At 35.4% G+C, this 17,730-nt stretch carries 18 protein-coding genes and 3 tRNA genes; 5 read left to right on the top strand and 16 right to left on the bottom strand.

Going from position 1 to position 17,730, the window contains the following annotated elements; all coding sequences use genetic code 11:
* Positions 1–16: 16 nt before the first annotated feature.
* The 6 genes from nadA to AC5YGB_RS06030 form a co-directional block, all read right to left on the bottom strand.
* Positions 17–985, bottom strand: a complete 969-nt coding sequence (gene nadA / locus AC5YGB_RS06055; RefSeq protein ID WP_496136970.1) for a quinolinate synthase NadA — start codon at positions 983–985, stop codon at positions 17–19.
* Positions 986–987: 2 nt separating this feature from the next.
* Positions 988–2,742 carry an aspartate--tRNA ligase gene (gene aspS, locus AC5YGB_RS06050; protein ID WP_496136969.1) on the bottom strand — a complete coding sequence of 585 codons (1,755 nt, stop codon included), beginning with the start codon at positions 2,740–2,742 and terminating at the stop codon, positions 988–990.
* Positions 2,739–3,356: a DUF502 domain-containing protein gene (locus tag AC5YGB_RS06045; protein WP_496136968.1), complete on the bottom strand. Its 618-nt coding sequence runs from the start codon at positions 3,354–3,356 to the stop codon at positions 2,739–2,741. The genes aspS and AC5YGB_RS06045 overlap by 4 nt, the downstream gene beginning before the upstream one ends.
* A gap of 85 nt (positions 3,357–3,441) precedes the next feature.
* A complete protein-coding gene (map, locus tag AC5YGB_RS06040) occupies positions 3,442–4,221 on the bottom strand; it encodes a type I methionyl aminopeptidase (protein WP_496136967.1) in 780 nt (259 codons plus the stop codon).
* Between the two features lie 3 nt (positions 4,222–4,224).
* Positions 4,225–5,118, bottom strand: a complete 894-nt coding sequence (gene htpX / locus AC5YGB_RS06035) for a protease HtpX (RefSeq protein WP_496136966.1) — start codon at positions 5,116–5,118, stop codon at positions 4,225–4,227.
* Between the two features lie 120 nt (positions 5,119–5,238).
* Complete coding sequence (locus AC5YGB_RS06030; protein WP_496136965.1) at positions 5,239–5,742, bottom strand: hypothetical protein; 504 nt, start codon at positions 5,740–5,742, stop codon at positions 5,239–5,241.
* Between the two features lie 157 nt (positions 5,743–5,899).
* Between AC5YGB_RS06030 and AC5YGB_RS06025 the strand changes: the two genes are divergently transcribed.
* Positions 5,900–6,046 (top strand): hypothetical protein, encoded by a 147-nt coding sequence (locus AC5YGB_RS06025; protein ID WP_496136964.1) that lies wholly within the window; start codon positions 5,900–5,902, stop codon positions 6,044–6,046.
* A 95-nt stretch (positions 6,047–6,141) separates the two neighbouring features.
* Here the strand turns inward: AC5YGB_RS06025 and AC5YGB_RS06020 are convergent, their stop codons facing one another.
* Positions 6,142–6,552 carry a hypothetical protein gene (locus AC5YGB_RS06020; RefSeq protein ID WP_496136963.1) on the bottom strand — a complete coding sequence of 137 codons (411 nt, stop codon included), beginning with the start codon at positions 6,550–6,552 and terminating at the stop codon, positions 6,142–6,144.
* A 224-nt stretch (positions 6,553–6,776) separates the two neighbouring features.
* Between AC5YGB_RS06020 and AC5YGB_RS06015 the strand changes: the two genes are divergently transcribed.
* On the top strand, positions 6,777–7,556 hold the full coding sequence (locus AC5YGB_RS06015) for a sulfotransferase family 2 domain-containing protein (RefSeq protein WP_496136962.1): 780 nt from the start codon (positions 6,777–6,779) through the stop codon (positions 7,554–7,556).
* A 126-nt stretch (positions 7,557–7,682) separates the two neighbouring features.
* Here the strand turns inward: AC5YGB_RS06015 and AC5YGB_RS06010 are convergent, their stop codons facing one another.
* From AC5YGB_RS06010 to dnaQ, 9 genes are all read right to left on the bottom strand, one after another.
* Positions 7,683–8,408 (bottom strand): pentapeptide repeat-containing protein, encoded by a 726-nt coding sequence (locus AC5YGB_RS06010; RefSeq protein WP_496136961.1) that lies wholly within the window; start codon positions 8,406–8,408, stop codon positions 7,683–7,685.
* Positions 8,409–8,779: 371 nt separating this feature from the next.
* Positions 8,780–9,670: an SHOCT domain-containing protein gene (locus tag AC5YGB_RS06005; RefSeq protein WP_496136960.1), complete on the bottom strand. Its 891-nt coding sequence runs from the start codon at positions 9,668–9,670 to the stop codon at positions 8,780–8,782.
* A 540-nt stretch (positions 9,671–10,210) separates the two neighbouring features.
* Positions 10,211–10,702 carry a prepilin-type N-terminal cleavage/methylation domain-containing protein gene (locus AC5YGB_RS06000; RefSeq protein ID WP_496136959.1) on the bottom strand — a complete coding sequence of 164 codons (492 nt, stop codon included), beginning with the start codon at positions 10,700–10,702 and terminating at the stop codon, positions 10,211–10,213.
* A 41-nt stretch (positions 10,703–10,743) separates the two neighbouring features.
* Positions 10,744–12,177, bottom strand: coding sequence for an MORN motif precursor (locus AC5YGB_RS05995; protein WP_496136958.1), 1,434 nt, complete (start codon positions 12,175–12,177; stop codon positions 10,744–10,746).
* Between the two features lie 25 nt (positions 12,178–12,202).
* A complete protein-coding gene (locus AC5YGB_RS05990; protein WP_496136957.1) occupies positions 12,203–13,213 on the bottom strand; it encodes a tyrosine-type recombinase/integrase in 1,011 nt (336 codons plus the stop codon).
* A gap of 96 nt (positions 13,214–13,309) precedes the next feature.
* Positions 13,310–13,385: transfer RNA gene (locus AC5YGB_RS05985), tRNA-His, on the bottom strand.
* Between the two features lie 12 nt (positions 13,386–13,397).
* Positions 13,398–13,474: transfer RNA gene (locus AC5YGB_RS05980), tRNA-Arg, on the bottom strand.
* A gap of 48 nt (positions 13,475–13,522) precedes the next feature.
* Positions 13,523–13,599, bottom strand: a tRNA-Pro gene (locus AC5YGB_RS05975).
* A gap of 73 nt (positions 13,600–13,672) precedes the next feature.
* Positions 13,673–14,347 (bottom strand): DNA polymerase III subunit epsilon, encoded by a 675-nt coding sequence (gene dnaQ, locus AC5YGB_RS05970; protein WP_496136956.1) that lies wholly within the window; start codon positions 14,345–14,347, stop codon positions 13,673–13,675.
* 53 nt (positions 14,348–14,400) lie between these two features.
* Here dnaQ and rpoZ point away from each other — a divergent pair, with 53 nt between their 5' ends.
* From rpoZ to AC5YGB_RS05955, 3 genes are all read left to right on the top strand, one after another.
* Positions 14,401–14,745, top strand: coding sequence for a DNA-directed RNA polymerase subunit omega (gene rpoZ, locus AC5YGB_RS05965; RefSeq protein WP_496136955.1), 345 nt, complete (start codon positions 14,401–14,403; stop codon positions 14,743–14,745).
* Positions 14,746–14,882: 137 nt separating this feature from the next.
* Complete coding sequence (gene acs / locus AC5YGB_RS05960; RefSeq protein WP_496136954.1) at positions 14,883–16,796, top strand: acetate--CoA ligase; 1,914 nt, start codon at positions 14,883–14,885, stop codon at positions 16,794–16,796.
* A gap of 28 nt (positions 16,797–16,824) precedes the next feature.
* Complete coding sequence (locus tag AC5YGB_RS05955; protein WP_496136953.1) at positions 16,825–17,706, top strand: EamA family transporter; 882 nt, start codon at positions 16,825–16,827, stop codon at positions 17,704–17,706.
* The last annotated feature ends 24 nt before the right edge of the window (positions 17,707–17,730 follow it).

Here is a 17,730-nt window from a genome sequence, read left to right as displayed (position 1 = left end):
AAAGTTTCTCCTATAGTTACTTAGTAAAGTCCAGAAGGCGCTGAATTGAATTTTTTGCTTTATCAATAATTTGATTATTGATGAGGATTTCATTATTACCAGTATTTAAAGTATCTAAGCATTTTTCAAGGTTATTCATTGCCATCCAGCCACAGTGAGCACATGACTCACAATCAGCTCCCTCTCCCATAGTTGGGGCTTCAATAAATTTTTTGTGAGGTGCTACCTCTTTCATTTTATGGAAAATTCCGTTATCAGTTGCAACTATAAAGGTATTTTCAGGCCTTGATGCAGCAGCATTGATGAGCTGAGTTGTTGATCCCACAACATCAGCAAGTGCGATAACCTCTTTGGGCGATTCAGGATGGACCAATATACCAGCTTCAGGATGGATTTCTTTAAGTCTTTCAATCCCCTCGGCTTTGAATGCTTCGTGAACAATACAAGCTCCATCCCACATGAGCATCTCAACACCTGTCATCGATTGCACATAGTGACCTAGGTGTTTATCTGGGGCCCAGAGAACTTTTTTCCCTTCATCGTGTAACTTTTGGACCACTTTTAGAGCGCTACCAGAAGTTACAACCCAGTCCGCTCTGGCCTTTACTTCTGCAGAAGTGTTTGCGTAGACAACAACGACATGATCAGAGTTTTGATCACAAAATTTTGAAAATTCGTCAATTGGACATGATAAATCTAGTGAGCAGTTTGCCTCAGTATCTAAAACCAGAACACGCTTTTCAGGAGATAAAATTTTGGCAGTTTCGCCCATAAATTTAACTCCTGCAACAATAATAGTACCAGCATCACTATTCTGACCAAATCTTGCCATTTCAAGAGAGTCCGAGACAATACCTCCTGTTTCTTCAGCCAAGGTCTGAAGATCAGAGCTTACGTAGTAATGAGCAACCAAAGTTGCGTTATTTTGCTTAAGAGCATCTTTAATTGAATTTTCAATCGATTGTTCTATTTCAATGTTTTGCATTATTAAACTTTAGTCGGAAGAGTCACCTTAATGTTTAAATCTTTAAGCTGCGCTTTAGAAACGCTTGAGGGAGCATCAGTTAATAAACACGCTGCAGTTTGTGTTTTAGGAAATGCAATAACATCTCTAATCGATTCAGTTTGACTTAAAGTCATAACGAGTCTATCTAAGCCAAAAGCTATCCCACCATGGGGCGGGCAACCATAGTCAAGCGCATCAAGTAAAAAACCAAATTTTTCTTTTGCTTCTTCATCATCAATACCAAGAAGTGATAGCACAGTTTTCTGCATGTCACTTTGGTGAATACGAATTGATCCACCTCCAACTTCAGAGCCATTGATTACTAAATCATAAGCTCTTGAGAGCGAATCCTCGGGGTTATCTATCAGTGTTTTTGAGTCTACACTTGGCGCGGTAAATGGATGATGAATGGCATTAAGAGAGCCATCATCTGAAACTTCAAACATAGGGAAGTCGAGAACCCAAATAGGAGCCCATTCTTTATTGTAGAGATTTAAATCATGACCAAGTTTTTCCCTTAAATTACCAAGAGCCTCATTGACTACTTTAGATTTATCGGCGCCAAAAAAGATAATATCTCCAGTTTTTGCTTCTGTTAGGTCAATTACTTTCTGAGTGACATCGTCACCTAGGAATTTAATAATGGGAGATGAGGGTCCATCTTCATTGAGTTTAATATAGGCTAAGCCCTTAGCACCATAGATGCTTACATACTTTGTATAGTCATCTATTTGCTTACGACTAATTGATGCCCCACCTTCAACTTTGAGCGCAGCAACTCTTCCATTTTTATTGTTTGCAGGCCCTGAAAAAACTTTGAATTCAACATCTTTCATGATGCCATTCACATCGATTAGATGTAATGGAATTCTCATATCGGGTCTATCAACACCATAGAGATTAATGGCTTCTTTATAGGTAATTGTTGGAAATTTAGAGGGTAAATTAATACTGCCAACCTCTTTGAAAAGCCCTCTTATCATCTCTTCCATAAGAGATGTAATTTCATCTTCATTCATAAAGGATGTCTCAACATCAAGCTGAGTAAATTCGGGTTGACGATCTGCCCTTAAGTCTTCGTCCCTGAAACATTTAACAATTTGATAGTATCTTTCAAATCCAGACATCATGAGAAGCTGTTTGAAAAGTTGCGGTGATTGAGGAAGAGCAAAGAAGTTACCCTCATGTGTTCTTGATGGAACGAGATAGTCTCTTGCTCCCTCTGGTGTTGCTTTAGTTAAAAAAGGCGTCTCAATATCTAGAAAGTCATTGCTATCCATAAAGTCACGCATAAAGTGGGTTACTTTTGATCTGAGTCTTAAACGTTTTTGCATTTCGTCTCTTCGGAGGTCTAAATAACGATATTTAAGTCTCACCTCCTCAGAAGTTTCCATCGAATCAAGTTGAAAGGGAATGGGTTTTGACGAATTTAATATTTCAATGTGTGAAGCAAGAACTTCTATTTCACCAGTTGGAATTTTACTATTAACCATCTCACTCGCCCTAGCAACAACTTGGCCAGTTATCTGAATGACAAACTCATTCCTAATCGTTTCGGCCAATTTAAAAGTATCTGCAGTATCCGGATTGATGACAATTTGAGCGATTCCTTTTTTATCTCTAACGTCAAGAAATATTACACCCCCATGATCACGTCTCCTATTGACCCAGCCACAAAGTTTAACTTGTGAATCAAGAGCTGACTTATTTAGTTCACCACAAAAATGTGTCCTCATTTTTTTTCCTTAATCTTTAAATTTTCAGGTGTCACAACACCTGCTGATATCACTAGTTTAAACGCCTCTTCAACACTCATTTTTAACTCAACTGCATCTTTTTTTGGAATCATCACAAAAAAGCCTGAAGTCGGGTTGGGTGTTGTTGGAACAAACAAATTAATAACATCTTTTCCAATAATACTTTCAACCTCACCTTTATAGTCACCAGATTGAAAAGCAATAACCCAGATGCCTTTACTTGGATATTGAATTAAAAATGCTTTTCTAAAGCTGTCACTTGATGTATTTAAAACAGTTGAAGAGATTTTCTTTAGGGCATTATATATATTTCTAAAACCAGGTATTTTATTTAACGCACGCTCCCATAAGTCGAGTAGTTTACGGCCTAAGATATTAGTAACAAGGCCTCCAGTAATGAGGATAACTAGAATAACTAGAGCAATTCCAGAGCCTGGAATAGTTGTATCTAGATTGAGTAGAGATTCCGGTAGGAGTCTAGCTGGAACAAGATTATTTACAATTTCTAAAAAGAATTTGATAAGGAGTACACTTAGAGCAAGTGGAATCCAAAATAAAAGCCCGGATATAAAGTAATTTCTTAAGCGCTTCACTGAACTTGAAGATAAATACAAAAAAAGAGTTATTTTAACACAAGCTGTATTGTCAATATGAGACTCGAGAGCTTAATATAAGTGGTTATTGATTGAGTTCTTCATCCCTAAGTGTTAGAATCTCATAACCATTTTCAGTCACTAAAATTGTATGCTCTGTTTGAGCTGAAAGCGATCTGTCTTTAGTTGTAACTGTCCAGCCATCAATTCTTGAAGTAATAACTTCATAACCACCTAAATTCACCATTGGTTCAATAGTAAAGGTCATTCCAGGTTCAAGAATAGGGCTTTGAGATATTTTTCCATCATCGTAATGAATCACTTGAGGGAGTTCATGAAAAACCTCACCTATACCGTGACCACAATAATCTCTGACGACAGAGCAGTTTTTACTGTGTACATAAGCACCAATAACTTTACCAATTTCTCCTAAGTGGATACCAGGCTTTACTTTTTCAATACCTAGCATCATTGAATCTCTCGCAACGTTACAAATTTTTAATGCTTTAACACTAGGCTTGCCAACGATAAACATTTTCGAAGTATCACCATGAAAGCCTTCTTTTATTACAGTAATATCAATATTGATGATATCACCTTTTTTGAGTTTCTTTTCACTAGGAATCCCATGACAAACTACATTATTAACAGAAGTACATATCGATTTTGGGAAGCCATTATAGTTAAGAGGAGCGGGAACTGAATCTAAGTCATTTACAATATAATCATGACAAATTTGATCGAGTTTTTCTGTTGTAACTCCAGTTCTAACATGTTCACCAATCATTTCAAGTACACTCGATGCTAGCTTTCCAGCAAGACGCATCTTATCGACTTGATCTAGAGATTTGATACTGATAGACATACTTTATTTAGGTTGTTGTGCTCTTTTTTCCAGAGCTTTAATTCTGTCTTCAAGTGGTGGGTGAGATGACCATAGCTGAGAACGTTTAGATTTTGGCTTTTCTCCAATTCCAAAAGCTGCTAATTGTTCTGGTAATGGCTCTGGCTCTCTCTGTCCGAGACGTTTTAGTGCATTAATCATGTTTTGATGACCCGCTAGATCTGCACCGCCAGTATCAGCGATATATTCTCTTTTACGGGAAAAGTACATAACAATAATACTAGCCAGAATTGAAAGTACTATTTGTGCAAAGATAGTGGTAACAAAGTATCCAATACCATAGCCACGTTGGTTTTTAAGTATTACTCGATCAACAAGATGACCAATAACTCTTGAGAAGAATATCACAAAGGTGTTAACAACTCCCTGAATAAGAGTCAGTGTGACCATATCTCCATTGGCAACATGACTCATTTCATGACCAACTACCGCTTCAATTTCACCTTGAGTCATGTTGTCAATAAGTCCTTGTGAAACTGCCACTAAGGCGTTATTTTTACTAGCTCCAGTAGCAAATGCATTCATTTGACTTGAAGGGAAAATAGCCACTTCAGGCATCTTTATACCAACAATTTTAGATTGTTTTTTTACTGTTTCAATAAGCCATTTTTCAATATTATTTTTTGGTGAAGAAATGACAGTAGCACCCGTCATTCTTTTAGCCATCCACTTTGAAATAGCTAGTGAGATGAACGCACCTCCAAAACCAAAAATGCCAGAAAAAATTACAAGAGCATTGATATTTAAATCACTTCCATTTTGCATGAGGAGACTTTCAACTCCAAGAATCCTTAGAGTAATACTCAAAATTACCATAATGGCAATATTAGTAATTAAAAAGAGAAATATTCTTTGCATATTTATTCCTGAAATTAAAAAAGTAATCAACTCCACATATTATATAAATAAATAACTTTATTTATGTGATATTGATGAATTTTTGTAATGGTTATTAATATAACCTTAAATCAAAAAAAACTACCGACCAGGCCAAATCATTCGTGCTTCAGTCATTGTGCAGGCATTTGCACCTAAGGATGTCAAGATTGTTTGATAAGATTTATCTTCAGGAGTAAGAATAATAAAACCACCATCTGCATAGCTAGATAATTCAAGATCTTCATTTTCAACTTTTAGTTGTGCAATTTCAGAACAAGATTGGTTGTTAATAGCGGTTACTAAAATTGTCGACAGGTAACAATATTCACCATCAGGACTTAAGCTAGCAGAAAACGAAGAGGAACCGTTGTTATATATCTGTGAAGAGACATGAAGAGAAGGGAATGAAGAGGGGTTTTGAGGGTGAGCAAATGTAATATTTAAGCCATTCAAATTGTATGATTTTTCAATTTGACTTAAATATTTTGAGCAGGTTGAGTTTATTCCTCGTAATTCAGAGTCTTCAAATAAAGAAGCAGCACTAGAATTAAATGAAAAGCCTAAAAGTAAAAGCGTGATAGTTTTTAAGAAATATCTATTCAAAGTTATTATTTAATTATCAACATATAGTTCAACTATACACTTAGTTTTATTATAGTAATATGATAATATTCTTGAATTATTAAATTTATAATTTGATTGAATATCTAATTTAAACTACTTTATAATTAAATTTAACTTAATCGAAGGAGTTTTAAAAATGAAATTAAGATTTTTATTTATTGCAGTTATTGCAATGTTTGTAAGTGGTTGTATGGACACTATTGCTGCCGTACCTGCTGCTGCAGTTAATGGGGTTGGTAACGTAGTTGGAGGTATTTGGGGGGCTGTAACAAGTATTTTTTAATATCCCCTTCTGACGCACACAATAAATCTCACTAGATTATGTTTAGTGAGATTTTTTTTATAATTTTTAAATAATGAATTAGATAATTTTCAATCTTAAGCTAAATTTTTATTTACAGCTAACTGCATAGCTTCTTTTTTGCTTGAAGCTTGAACAGAATATGAAACTTTATAACCTTGATCTAGTAGGTTTGAAATAGTCCATTCATTCCCCTTAAATGCTGGTAGTGTTAAGATAACTATTTCAGCTATTATGATGACTATCTGAAGTCCATCTGCAGTTGAGAAGTTAAAGAATCCAAGATATCCGTAAAGTTCATAATCAATACTCGCTAATATTAAGATTGTGAGAATATATGCGATAAAAATCTTCCAGAGCCCTCGGATTAAAAACCATACTGGGAATACTGGCAAACATGTTACAAAAGGTATAGCAAGCCAGGCAAAACCAGTTTTAACTGTTTTTAGATCTTTTGTGGGATGCTGAAGAACTTTATAAGTATTCATTAAAAAAATATAATGTATTTCTGAATTAGTATACCCATTCCATCTCACTTGAGTAATTCAAACAAGATAATATTAACTGGTTTTTTTAAAGGATTAAAAATAGTTATCTTGAAATTTAAATTTGTTAAATTAGCAAACTATATATTTTAATTTTTATTAAATAATATTAAATCAACACATACTTTTATAAGGTTAATCTTATAATGTAAATATTTATATTTCTTATGATATTAAAAGGACGACTTTTAAAAAACGCTAAACTAGAAAAAGTTCCAATAAGACAAAATGAGTTACACACCTTTTCGTCAACTCATACTTTGTCTATATATCCACTCAATTTTGTTTGTACCTTTATTCCAAAGAATGCTTGTTCTTCATTAAGATATTCAATTGCAATTGCTAATGGATTTATTAAAGATATTAACGATATAAAGTGGATTCACTCTAATAACCAGGCTTTTATTTCTTCTCAGAGAGAAGTTGCGTGTGCCAAATACACATTTGTTATTCTTCGATGCCCATTTAAGAGGATTGCTTCTTGTTTTTTGGATAAATTTGTAGGCAGAAAGTTAAAATTTAATGATGAAAATGGACAAAGATTGAGCATTAATTTCCATGAGTTTTTATTAATAATTAAATCTCAGGCTAGAAAAGATAGGAATGAGCACTGGAGAAATCAATCTGATTTTTTGCACTATGACATATATGATGACTATTTTTCTATAGAGTTGCTATCTGATGCACTAAATTCGCTTGAAAGTAGGGGTTTTAAGCTTATTGATACGCGGACAATTCTAAAACATGATTTATCAAAACATAAAAAAGTTGACGGTAACTTTTCAAAAATGAAAGATCTTGATTTGAAGAAAATGAAAGATGAGGGAATAACTCCAAATTATAAATCAATGTATAGTAATGAAGAAATTAACCTTGTAAAGGAAATATACAATGATGATATTGGATTATATAAAAGTCTTTTTGGCGAAAAAAATTTACTATTTTGATTTTTTTACCAAAAAATGTCTTTATTTAAAGTGAATTGATAACTCATTATTAATCGCTAGTTAAGTAATAAATTATTAATGATTCTAGAGGTTAAATATTTTTTTTTGATAAATTTAATCCTTCTCTCAACAGTCTGAATTATCAATCCCCCAAGGTGTTTTTGTATCACACAAAATAGCCCCATTGAGATCTGTTCCAGTTAGGTTTGCTCCTCTCAGGTCTGCTCCTCTCAGGTCTGTTCTTGTTAAGTTTGCTCCAGTTAGGTCTGCCCCACTAAAATCAGCTCTATTAAGATTTGCTTCTACTAGATTTGCATCTTTTAGAATGGCCTCGGTAAGTATGGCATTGCTTAGGTTTGCTCCACCCAAAAATGCTCCACTTAAGTTTGTTAATGTTAGGTATGCACCTCTAAGGTCTGCCCCACTCATGGTTGAGTTATTTAGGTTTGCCCTGCTTAGATCAGCTCGGTAGAGGATTGCACCTTTCCTAAGAACTGTATTACTGAGATTTGCACCCCTAAGGACTGCCTCAGTAAGGTCCACACCATCAAGGTCTGACTTACTAAGATCTGCTTTAATAAGTTTTATTCCATTAAGTTTTGATTTATCAAGCTTTGTATTTTTCAGATTTGCATGACTAAGATCTGAATTACTAAGATTTGCACCACTCATAACAGCCCACCATAAGTTAGCTCCACTTAGCTGCTCTCCAATTAGAATAACTCCATTTAAATTACAACTTTCACAAGAATTAAATTTTTTTAGTTTTAATTTATTTGCTTCAATAGTATCTGCTTTTGTAGATAAACTAAAAATGAGTAATAAAGATAACAAAAATATAAGTTTTTTCATAAAATAAGTAATAAGAAGTGGGGCGAGAAACGGGGCTCGAACCCGCGACAACCGGAATCACAATCCGGGGCTCTACCAACTGTTCACTTCGTTCACATCCTGTTTCACTTCGTGAAAAGGATGAGCTACCCTTTACCTACAACTAAAAAAGGACAATTAGTCCATAAATAATCAATAGTAAGTCTATCATACAAAATGGCACTTTTAGAGCCAAAAATACTCTCAAGTGCACGCAAAAAGGCACGTTTTTTATACCAATAAAATGGCAATATAGAAGGGGGTAGGACACCCCTTTTGAATGACTAGTTAATCGGGGAAACTGGGTTAGATGTGAAATTAATAAAAAATTAAGCTTGAAAAAGAGCCTCTTACTACATACTATTGATTATCTTTTGCTTCATTTTTTCAAAATCATCTTCATTAATTATGCCTGAATCTAGAAGTCCTTTTATTTTTTTAAGTTCTTCAATATAATCTAACGAATCTTCGACTTTTTTACAACTAATACCTTCTTTCGAATAGCCTATATTACATTTCCAGCCAGAACTAGTTGCAGTAGAGTTTGCAGGAATAATTTGACAGCCAGAGCCTATTTTTGTATAACCAGTGTTGCATTTCCAGCCATTCCCTGACAAAGATGCATTAGTTGGTACATATATTTTATTGCACCTATTGCCAACTTTCTTATAACCTTTGATGCAAGCCCAGCTTGAGCCAGAAACTTTCGCATTTGCAGGAATTTCTTTCTTTTTGCAACTATCTCCAGCTTTTTCATAGCCAGATTTACACTTCCAGCTTGTGCCAGATGCATAAGCATTGGTAGGTATTTTGGGATTTAAAACTGCAAGGTAATTTTTATCTAGAATGTCATTATTTCTAAATAGAATCGTGCAAGTATGTGATTGTACTTTATAAAGTTTACAACAGTCTATTGCAGCTCTATCAGCTTCAGTCCTATTATTCCACCCAGGAATGTAACAAAAACCACTAAAGTCAGCGCTCTTAATATTATCTTTAGGGTAAGCAACTGCCATCGACCTATGAAATGGGGTACGGTAGTAGTCCATATACCAGTCTTTCCAGGATTTAACAGCTCCTTCATTTAGAGAAGGGTCTGGAGGTGTGGCATAGTCAGCTAAATCAAAGGTATCCCAAAATAACTTCAAACTATTTTTATCAATTGTAGTTGGGTATTCAGATAACGCGTTTGAAGAAAAAAATGCTGAAAAGAGGAGTACAAAATATAGTGTGATTTTTCTCATAATTTAACTATACCTTAATATATATTAATTTGAACTATTTTTTGTACTAAACAGGGAACTACTTTCAAAGTAATTTAAGTACTTTAGGATGGCGAATATCGAGTTCTAATAGGTACTATTAAGCAATATTTATTAAATTAAATTAATAAATATAACATATTGATTTATATACAATTTTAAAACTCAATAAGTAGTATATATTATGTATACCTTATTATTTTTGAGACAAAATATGGTATAATATGTTTTAATAAAATAATAGAAAAAACCTTCTTGGATAGACCTAGAATATTACAAAGAAGAAACACTATATCTTATATAACAACCTTAATATTTTTTGAATTTTCTAGGTATAAAGACTTCCCAAAACGTAGTAATACTTAATTAATTTATATATAGTAAATTAGTATAGTTTCAACTACGTTTATCTAAGCTAACAATCGTATGGTCATCGACCATAAGTGACTTTTATTTTTGCGGCACTAGATAATACTAATTATTGGTATTTCTATGTAGTTTCTTATATTTAGCCAGTCTAACCTACTCCTTAATTATGAATTCTTCGAGATAATCTGGTTGTCCAGATTCATTACCAATATTTGTCTTTAGTAAAATCCCCGTCTTACCAAATCTACTATCATATTTGATTACACATTTTCCCATATCAGGGTTTTTGATTCTTCCTGCTTCTCCTGATGTATAGCAAAATTTTTGTGAATCACCATATGCATTCTCATAATTACCAAACCAATCAATATAGTCTGAAAAATAGCCATACCAAACGCCCATTTGATTAGCGTCACAAGGAACAGTACCCATTTTGGGGTGTAATCTCATTTGTTTTGATGGATTTATGGAGCATTCAAGAAAAGTTCTTGATATAAGATTTGCAATCTGCTTATGGTTTACTTCAGAAGTATTTATTTTCGCTTTAGCCATATATCCGTTATACATAGGAATACCCACACCAGCAAGAATGCCAATGATTGCAACTACGATGAGTAACTCGATGAGTGTGAATGCCTTTTTCATACCCTCTATTAATCAAACTCGACTTATGTTGTTAATAATGTTTAACAATCTTTGTAGTTCTTCACCATACATTCACGTGCAAGTTGTTTTGTTTTCTCAGAAAATGTCCAAATACCTTGGTCATTTGGAAGGTCATCCTCAAATTCTCCAACATATTTATCTCCACCAGGAAGGGTTATAGTGCCTTGTCCGTTTCTTTTTCCATCTTTAAATGTGCCAACATATTTTTGCCCATCTAAAAAGGTATTGGTTCCTTGTCCATTTGCAGTGTCATCCTTAAACTCTCCGACGTATTTCTCTCCATCTAAATGAGTTATTACTCCATTCCCATCAAATAATCCATTTTTAAACTCACCGATGTATTTCCTTCCATCTGGAAAGGTTGCAGTGCCTTGTCCGTTTGGCATGTCATTCTTAAACTCTGCAATAATGATAGTTCCATCTGGAAGTGATAAAGTCCCTTGTCCGTTATATTCTCCAACTTTAAACTCACCCTCATATTTTGTTCCATCTGGAAATGATAAAACACCTTGACCATTTGCTGAATCATTCTCCCACTGGCCAACATATTTTGTTCCATTCATTAAGGTTAAAGTTCCATTTCCATGATTCATTCCATCTTTAAAATCTCCAACATATATCCTTCCATCTACTTGAGTAAGGACTCCTTTTCCATGTAATTTTCCATCTTTAAACTCACCAACATATGTACTTCCATCTGGATTAGTTAAAGTGCCTTGTCCGTTATATGACCAATCCTTAAACTCACCAACATATGAACTTCCATCTGGATTAGTTAAAGTGCCTTGACCATTTGCAGCATTATTTTTAAACTCCCCAACAATACTAGAACCATTTCGTGAGAAAACGCCTTGTCCGTTATATGACGAATCTTTAAACTCACCAACATATGTACTTCCATCTGGATTAGTTAAAGTGCCTTGACCATTTGCAGCATTATTTTTAAACTCTCCAATGTATTTCACACCATTTGAAAGGGTTAGAGTTCCATTTCCTTCATAATATCCATCTTTAAACTCACCAATGTATTTTTCATTTAAAGACGTATAGGTTCCTTGACCGTTAAAAATGTAATTCTTAAACTCACCAATATATTTCACTCCATCTAGAGAGGTCAAAATCCCCTTGCCGCTAAAATTGTCATTCTTAAAATCGCCAATGAACTTAACTCCATTAGAGAGAGTTATAGTCCCCTTACCATCAAACTCATCATTTTTAAACTCACCAACATAAACACTAACTTTAGTGGAATCTCCAGTCATATCTGGAAAAGTTAGAGTTCCTTGACCATTGCGTTTTCCATCTTTAAATTCACCAACATAACCTTCATAGGTACCAAAACAATTATTCCAAGAAGATAGTTCAGTTCCTGAACAATTAGGCAAGCTCAACGCCTCCCTCGAAATAAAGAGTGATGAAAAAATAATGATTAGAATGGGTAGAAGTTTTTTCATAATCTCATTGTAGTTTATTCTGAAACTAAATACCACCCATCACTCGATTAATAAGACTCGACTTATGCTCTATACAGAGATGAGCATATCGCTTTGTAACACTAATCTGTTTATGCCCTAGAACATCTGCTATCTCCAAGAGAGATGCCCCAGATTGAGCCAAGTAAGACGCACAGGAATGACGAAGGTCGTGGAATCTAAAGTCCTTAATTTCAGCATCCTCGAGAGCCTTCTTCCAAGGCTTAGTAAAGCAGTAAGCAACCTCTTCTTTAACTTTAGATGCAAAGATTAAACTACTATCTTTGGTATCAAATAGTTGCAGCTCTTTAATTACAGAATCTGTCAACGGCAGAACTTTAGGTTGACCGTTTTTAGTGGTTGAGACATAAGCAGTTCTTCTCTCAAAATCAATATCATTCCACCTCAGTTTAGTGAGTTCTCCCTTCCTTGCTCCTGTTGTAATTGCAAGGAGTACAATGAGGTACAACTTATCCCAATGAGAGGCTCTACAAGAGCTAAATAGACGCGTTCTTTCAGCTTCTGATAAGAACCTTATTCGCTCATTATTCTCTGGAAGAGAGGTGATTTTGCGGACAGGATTTACTTCTAGTCCGTACTCTCTACAAGCATAAGAAAATACAACTGAAATAGCAGCTACATAACGGTTAATTGTGGCATTTTTAAGGTGAACAGGAAGGGTACCTAGAGCATCATTAATATCTGTAGTTGTAGTATCAATTATTGGCTTATCACCTAAAGCCTTAATCCAAAAATTGAGCTTAACTCTTTCATCATTTACTCTAGTTCCTTTGTACTCATTATTGAGGTATTTTTCTATTACTAATGAGAGTAATGTTCGAGACTTTGATTGAGTGTATGCAAGTAATTTATTTCTATCACTTTCAACACTATGAACAAATTGAACTGCTGACCTTTTGGTGCTGAAGGTCTTAGTTATTCTCTTTTCTTTATCTACTAGAATAAAAACACGGTAAGCAGTATCTTGTTTACGTTTAACTTTTTGTATGTAAGCCATTTCACTTCTCCAAGCAAAGTGCACGTAAAAGTGCACGGAAAAGGACTTTTTGACTTCTTTTCTAGTTGAGTATTAGGCTGAAACCATAATATGAGGTGGGGCGAGAAACGGGGCTCGAACCCGCGACAACCGGAATCACAATCCGGGGCTCTACCAACTGAGCTATTCCCGCCATAAAAAAAAGTGGCGCGCCCAATACGATTCGAACGTATGACCTACGGCTTAGAAGGCCGTTGCTCTATCCAGCTGAGCTATGGGCGCATAACTTTGCTTTAATAAAGTTTAGGCTTGCACTTTAAAAATTAATTTTGGTCGGAGTGGAGGGATTTGAACCCCCGACCACCTGGTCCCAAACCAGATACGCTACCAGACTGCGCTACACTCCGAAGGTGTGTAATTATACTGTCATCGTCTTCTTAGTCAATGCTTAATTAAGCTTGATTTATTAGATCATTTTATTTATTTGTTAAAATAATTATTATGCAGTTCTGTTTCGTCTTTAGTTGCCAAAATAACCTTAATTTTTTCTCTATTTGCAATATTTTTTTTGATGAGTGACGGGTCAGTTAATTCTGATTTATTACTTTGGATTTCTTGGAATAAATTGGACTGACCACCAGTCATTGCTATATAAACTTGAGCAAGAATCTGAGCATCTAAAAGAGCCCCATGCCTCGTTCTGGCACTTGTATCAACTCCAAATCGACGACAAAGAGCATCTAAATTATGCATAGTGCCAGGCCTTTGTTTTTTTGATAGTTCAAGAGTATCAATAACTGGACATAAATCTTGTATTTTTTTCTGTATGCCATTAAGTTTAAGTTCGTTGTCAAGAAAGCCTAAGTCAAATGGTGCATTATGGATAATCAATGTTGCCCCTTCAATAAAGGATAATAAATCATCTGAAATTTGATTAAATTGAGGCTTGTTGATCAGAAATTTATCTGTAATTCCATGAATGTTAACTGAGTCACCAACAGTTCGATTTGGTTGAATATATTTGTGGAATTCAGTATTAGTGACCTCTCTATTTTCAATTTGTACGGCTCCAACTTCAATAATGCGATGACCTTCTTTTGGGTTAATTCCAGTTGTCTCTGTATCAAGCACAATAAGCCTTTCCATATTTTGCATAATAAAGTAAAATATTACATTTTAGCATTCACCCTCAAAGGTTAACAAAGATTATGGCAAGAGTAACAGTAGAAGATTGTTTAGATAAGGTTCAGAATAGATTTGAATTAGTTTTAGTGGCTGCTAAGCGCGCCCATCAATTAAATTCAGGTGGTTTCAGAACAACTTTAGATGTTGGAAAAGATAAGCCGACTGTTTTAGCTTTAAGAGAAATTGAGGCTGGATTAATTGATGCTTCAATTTTGACTGAAGAGTATGCAATTGAAGAAGAGCTTAACGCACAAGAAAAGCTTGCAGATGAAGCTAAGATGAGTGAAGTTAAAGAGGAGCTTTCAGAGGCAACGCTCGATTCTGAGGTTTCAACTGATAATTTAGCTGTTAAAGATGAAGATGAATAAACTCCATTAAATCTTTTAAAGAAAAAATGACGCTCTGGCGTCATTTTTTTTGCTTAATTTATAGATATTTTTATAGCATTCCAATCAGTGACTTTGGTAACATGGATTTTTTAAGAAATTTAAATCGAGGTTTTTAAATGAAATACCCAATCATGCAAAGCAATAGAAAGCCTTTAATTGACGCTCAAAAATATGAATCGATGTACGAACAGTCAATGTCTCAGCCTGATGAATTTTGGGCAGATCAGGCAGATCAGTTTATTAGTTGGGATAAAAAGTGGGATAAAGTCTCTGATGTTGATTTTTCTAAAGGGAAAATTGCTTGGTTTGAGGGTGCAACTCTTAATGTTTCGTATAATTGTCTTGATCGTCATCTTCCTGAGAGAGCAAATCAGGTCGCGATTATTTGGGAAGGGGATGATCCAGATTCAAGTCAGTCCATCACCTACAAAGAGCTCCATGAAATGGTTTGCAAATTTTCAAATGGAATGAGAGATCTCGGTGTTGAGAAGGGTGACCGTATTTGCCTTTATATGCCAATGATTATAGAAGCAACTGTTGCAATGCTTGCATGCGCAAGACTTGGAGCAATTCATTCTGTTGTTTTTGGTGGCTTCTCACCCGATGCTTTGAGAGATAGAATCCTTGATAGTGAATGTAAGATGGTAATTACTGCTGATGAGGGTGTTAGGGGAGGTAAATCTATACCACTAAAAGCCAATGTAGATATTGCAACAAAAGAGTGTGATTGTGTCGAGCATATTGTAGTTGTTAAGAGAACTGGTAACGATATAGGCTGGTCAAACAGAGATGTTTGGTACCATGAGCTGGTCAAAGATGCATCATCCAAATTCCCATGTGAAATGTTCGACGCTGAAACGCCACTCTTTATTCTATACACTTCAGGTTCAACTGGAAAACCCAAGGGTGTTCTTCATACCTCTGGTGGCTATCTGCTCTATGCCGCAATGACTCATAAATATACTTTTGATTATCAAGAGGGAGATATATATTGGTGCACTGCCGACGTCGGCTGGGTAACCGGACACTCGTACATTGTTTATGGGCCACTAGCTAATGGAGCAACCTCTTTAATGTTTGAGGGTATTCCAAATTATCCAGACGCTTCAAGATTCTGGCAGGTCATTGATAAACACCAAGTCAACATTTTCTATACGGCTCCAACTGCAATTAGAGCTCTGATGGGTGCAGGAAATGAGCTCGTACAAAAAACTTCTAGATCTAGTTTAAAAATACTTGGCACTGTTGGAGAGCCAATCAATCCTGAAGCCTGGGAATGGTACTATAGTGTTGTTGGTGAAGAGAGGTGTCCTGTGGTGGATACCTGGTGGCAAACTGAAACAGGCGGCCATATGATTACACCAATGCCATTTGCAACTGAATTAAAGCCTGGCTCTGCAACGAAGCCTTTTTTTGGTGTTGAGCCCCAAGTTTTAACCGAGAGTGGTGAAGTGTTAGAAGGTGAAGCCTCAGGTATTCTTGTTTTGGCCCGCTCATGGCCTGGTCAAATGAGGACGCTCTATAACAATCATGAGCGTTTTATGGAGGCTTATTTTTCAACGTATCCTGGAAAATATTTTGCTGGTGATGGTGTTAAGCGTGATGCCGATGGCTATTATTGGATTACTGGTAGGGTGGATGATGTCTTAAACATTTCTGGACATCGTCTTGGAACAGCTGAAATAGAGTCCGCTCTTGTTTTGCATAGTAATGTCAGTGAGGCTGCAGTTGTTGGAATGCCTCACGATATTAAGGGACAAGGAATCTATGCTTACGTCTCTCTAATGAGTGGCATTGAGGGAACTGATGAGCTTAAAAAAGAACTAGTTGCACTTGTTAGAAAAGAGATTGGACCCATAGCTACTGTTGATAAAATTCAATTTGCACAGGGCCTTCCTAAAACAAGATCTGGAAAGATTATGAGGCGCATTCTCAGAAAAATCGCAGAAGACGACTATAAAGAGTTGGGAGATACTTCAACGCTTGCTGAGCCTGGCGTAGTTGAGGATTTAATTTCTAATAGAATTTAATAGTCACCTAAAGTACCTAAGTAAAACGATGAACGCACTTCTCTACTTTGTTGTGCTCTTGGCTTGGGGGTCATCATGGTTCGCCATTAGCTTTCAATTGGGAGATGTTGCCCCACAGGTTTCAATAGTTTGGCGATTTTTACTCGCCTCAATCATTCTTTTTATTTGGTGTTATTTTAGAGGCCTCAAGCTCTCATTTCCTTGGCGAGATCATTTGAGTTGGTTGTTGCTAGGTTTTTTTCTGTTTTGTGTTAATTATATTTGTGCTTATTTTGGTACCTTTTATCTTGCTTCTGGCTTAGTTTGTCTTATTTTTTCAACCCTTACCTTATTTACCGTTTTCAACGGATTTATTTTTTTTAAAAAACCAATAAGGCTGCCTATATTAGTTGGTGCAGTGGTTGGTATAGCAGGGCTTTCAATAATATTTTCAAATGAAATTAGTAGTGCTGATTGGTCTCTTGAGTCAGGCGTTGTTAAAGGTTTTCTTTGGATGCTATTGGCAACTTTTTTTGCCTCAATTGGTATGCTTTTATCAGGCCAATTTCAGGCTCGTAAAATGCCACTAGTCCAAAGTAATGCTTTTAGTATGCTCTACGGTTCACTGATATTAGTATTTTATATAGCCATGAGTGATGTAAGCTTCAGCTTTAATACCAGCTATAGTTATGTCATATCACTGGTTTATTTAGCACTGATTGCATCTGTAATTGGATTTGGAGTTTACTTAAAGCTTGTTGGAAATATTGGGGCAGATAAGGCCTCATATGTAAATATTTTTACGCCCACCATTGCGCTTCTTTTGTCCACTTTATTTGAAAATTATGAGTGGAGCTGGGTTGGCTTAATAGGCGTATTATTAATTATTATTGGGAATATAATCGTTCTTTATGCAAAACCAGTCAACTAGAAGTATTGCTAAAGAAACTAAAAG

This window comes from Candidatus Pseudothioglobus sp. uisw_142 (assembly GCF_059512465.1).
This window is presented reverse-complemented; position numbering and strand designations above follow the sequence as displayed.

Coding starts and splice junctions, on each gene's coding strand:
- map (WP_496136967.1), bottom strand. CDS start 4,221: ATGTCTATCAGTATCAAATCTCTAGATCAAGTCGATAAGATGCGTCTT.
- AC5YGB_RS05955 (WP_496136953.1), top strand. CDS start 16,825: ATGAACGCACTTCTCTACTTTGTTGTGCTCTTGGCTTGGGGGTCATCA.
- AC5YGB_RS05990 (WP_496136957.1), bottom strand. CDS start 13,213: ATGGCTTACATACAAAAAGTTAAACGTAAACAAGATACTGCTTACCGT.
- htpX (WP_496136966.1), bottom strand. CDS start 5,118: ATGCAAAGAATATTTCTCTTTTTAATTACTAATATTGCCATTATGGTA.
- acs (WP_496136954.1), top strand. CDS start 14,883: ATGAAATACCCAATCATGCAAAGCAATAGAAAGCCTTTAATTGACGCT.
- AC5YGB_RS06025 (WP_496136964.1), top strand. CDS start 5,900: ATGAAATTAAGATTTTTATTTATTGCAGTTATTGCAATGTTTGTAAGT.
- nadA (WP_496136970.1), bottom strand. CDS start 985: ATGCAAAACATTGAAATAGAACAATCGATTGAAAATTCAATTAAAGAT.
- rpoZ (WP_496136955.1), top strand. CDS start 14,401: ATGGCAAGAGTAACAGTAGAAGATTGTTTAGATAAGGTTCAGAATAGA.
- dnaQ (WP_496136956.1), bottom strand. CDS start 14,347: ATGCAAAATATGGAAAGGCTTATTGTGCTTGATACAGAGACAACTGGA.
- AC5YGB_RS06005 (WP_496136960.1), bottom strand. CDS start 9,670: ATGAGAAAAATCACACTATATTTTGTACTCCTCTTTTCAGCATTTTTT.
- AC5YGB_RS06000 (WP_496136959.1), bottom strand. CDS start 10,702: ATGAAAAAGGCATTCACACTCATCGAGTTACTCATCGTAGTTGCAATC.
- AC5YGB_RS06020 (WP_496136963.1), bottom strand. CDS start 6,552: ATGAATACTTATAAAGTTCTTCAGCATCCCACAAAAGATCTAAAAACA.
- AC5YGB_RS06010 (WP_496136961.1), bottom strand. CDS start 8,408: ATGAAAAAACTTATATTTTTGTTATCTTTATTACTCATTTTTAGTTTA.
- AC5YGB_RS05995 (WP_496136958.1), bottom strand. CDS start 12,177: ATGAAAAAACTTCTACCCATTCTAATCATTATTTTTTCATCACTCTTT.
- aspS (WP_496136969.1), bottom strand. CDS start 2,742: ATGAGGACACATTTTTGTGGTGAACTAAATAAGTCAGCTCTTGATTCA.
- AC5YGB_RS06015 (WP_496136962.1), top strand. CDS start 6,777: ATGATATTAAAAGGACGACTTTTAAAAAACGCTAAACTAGAAAAAGTT.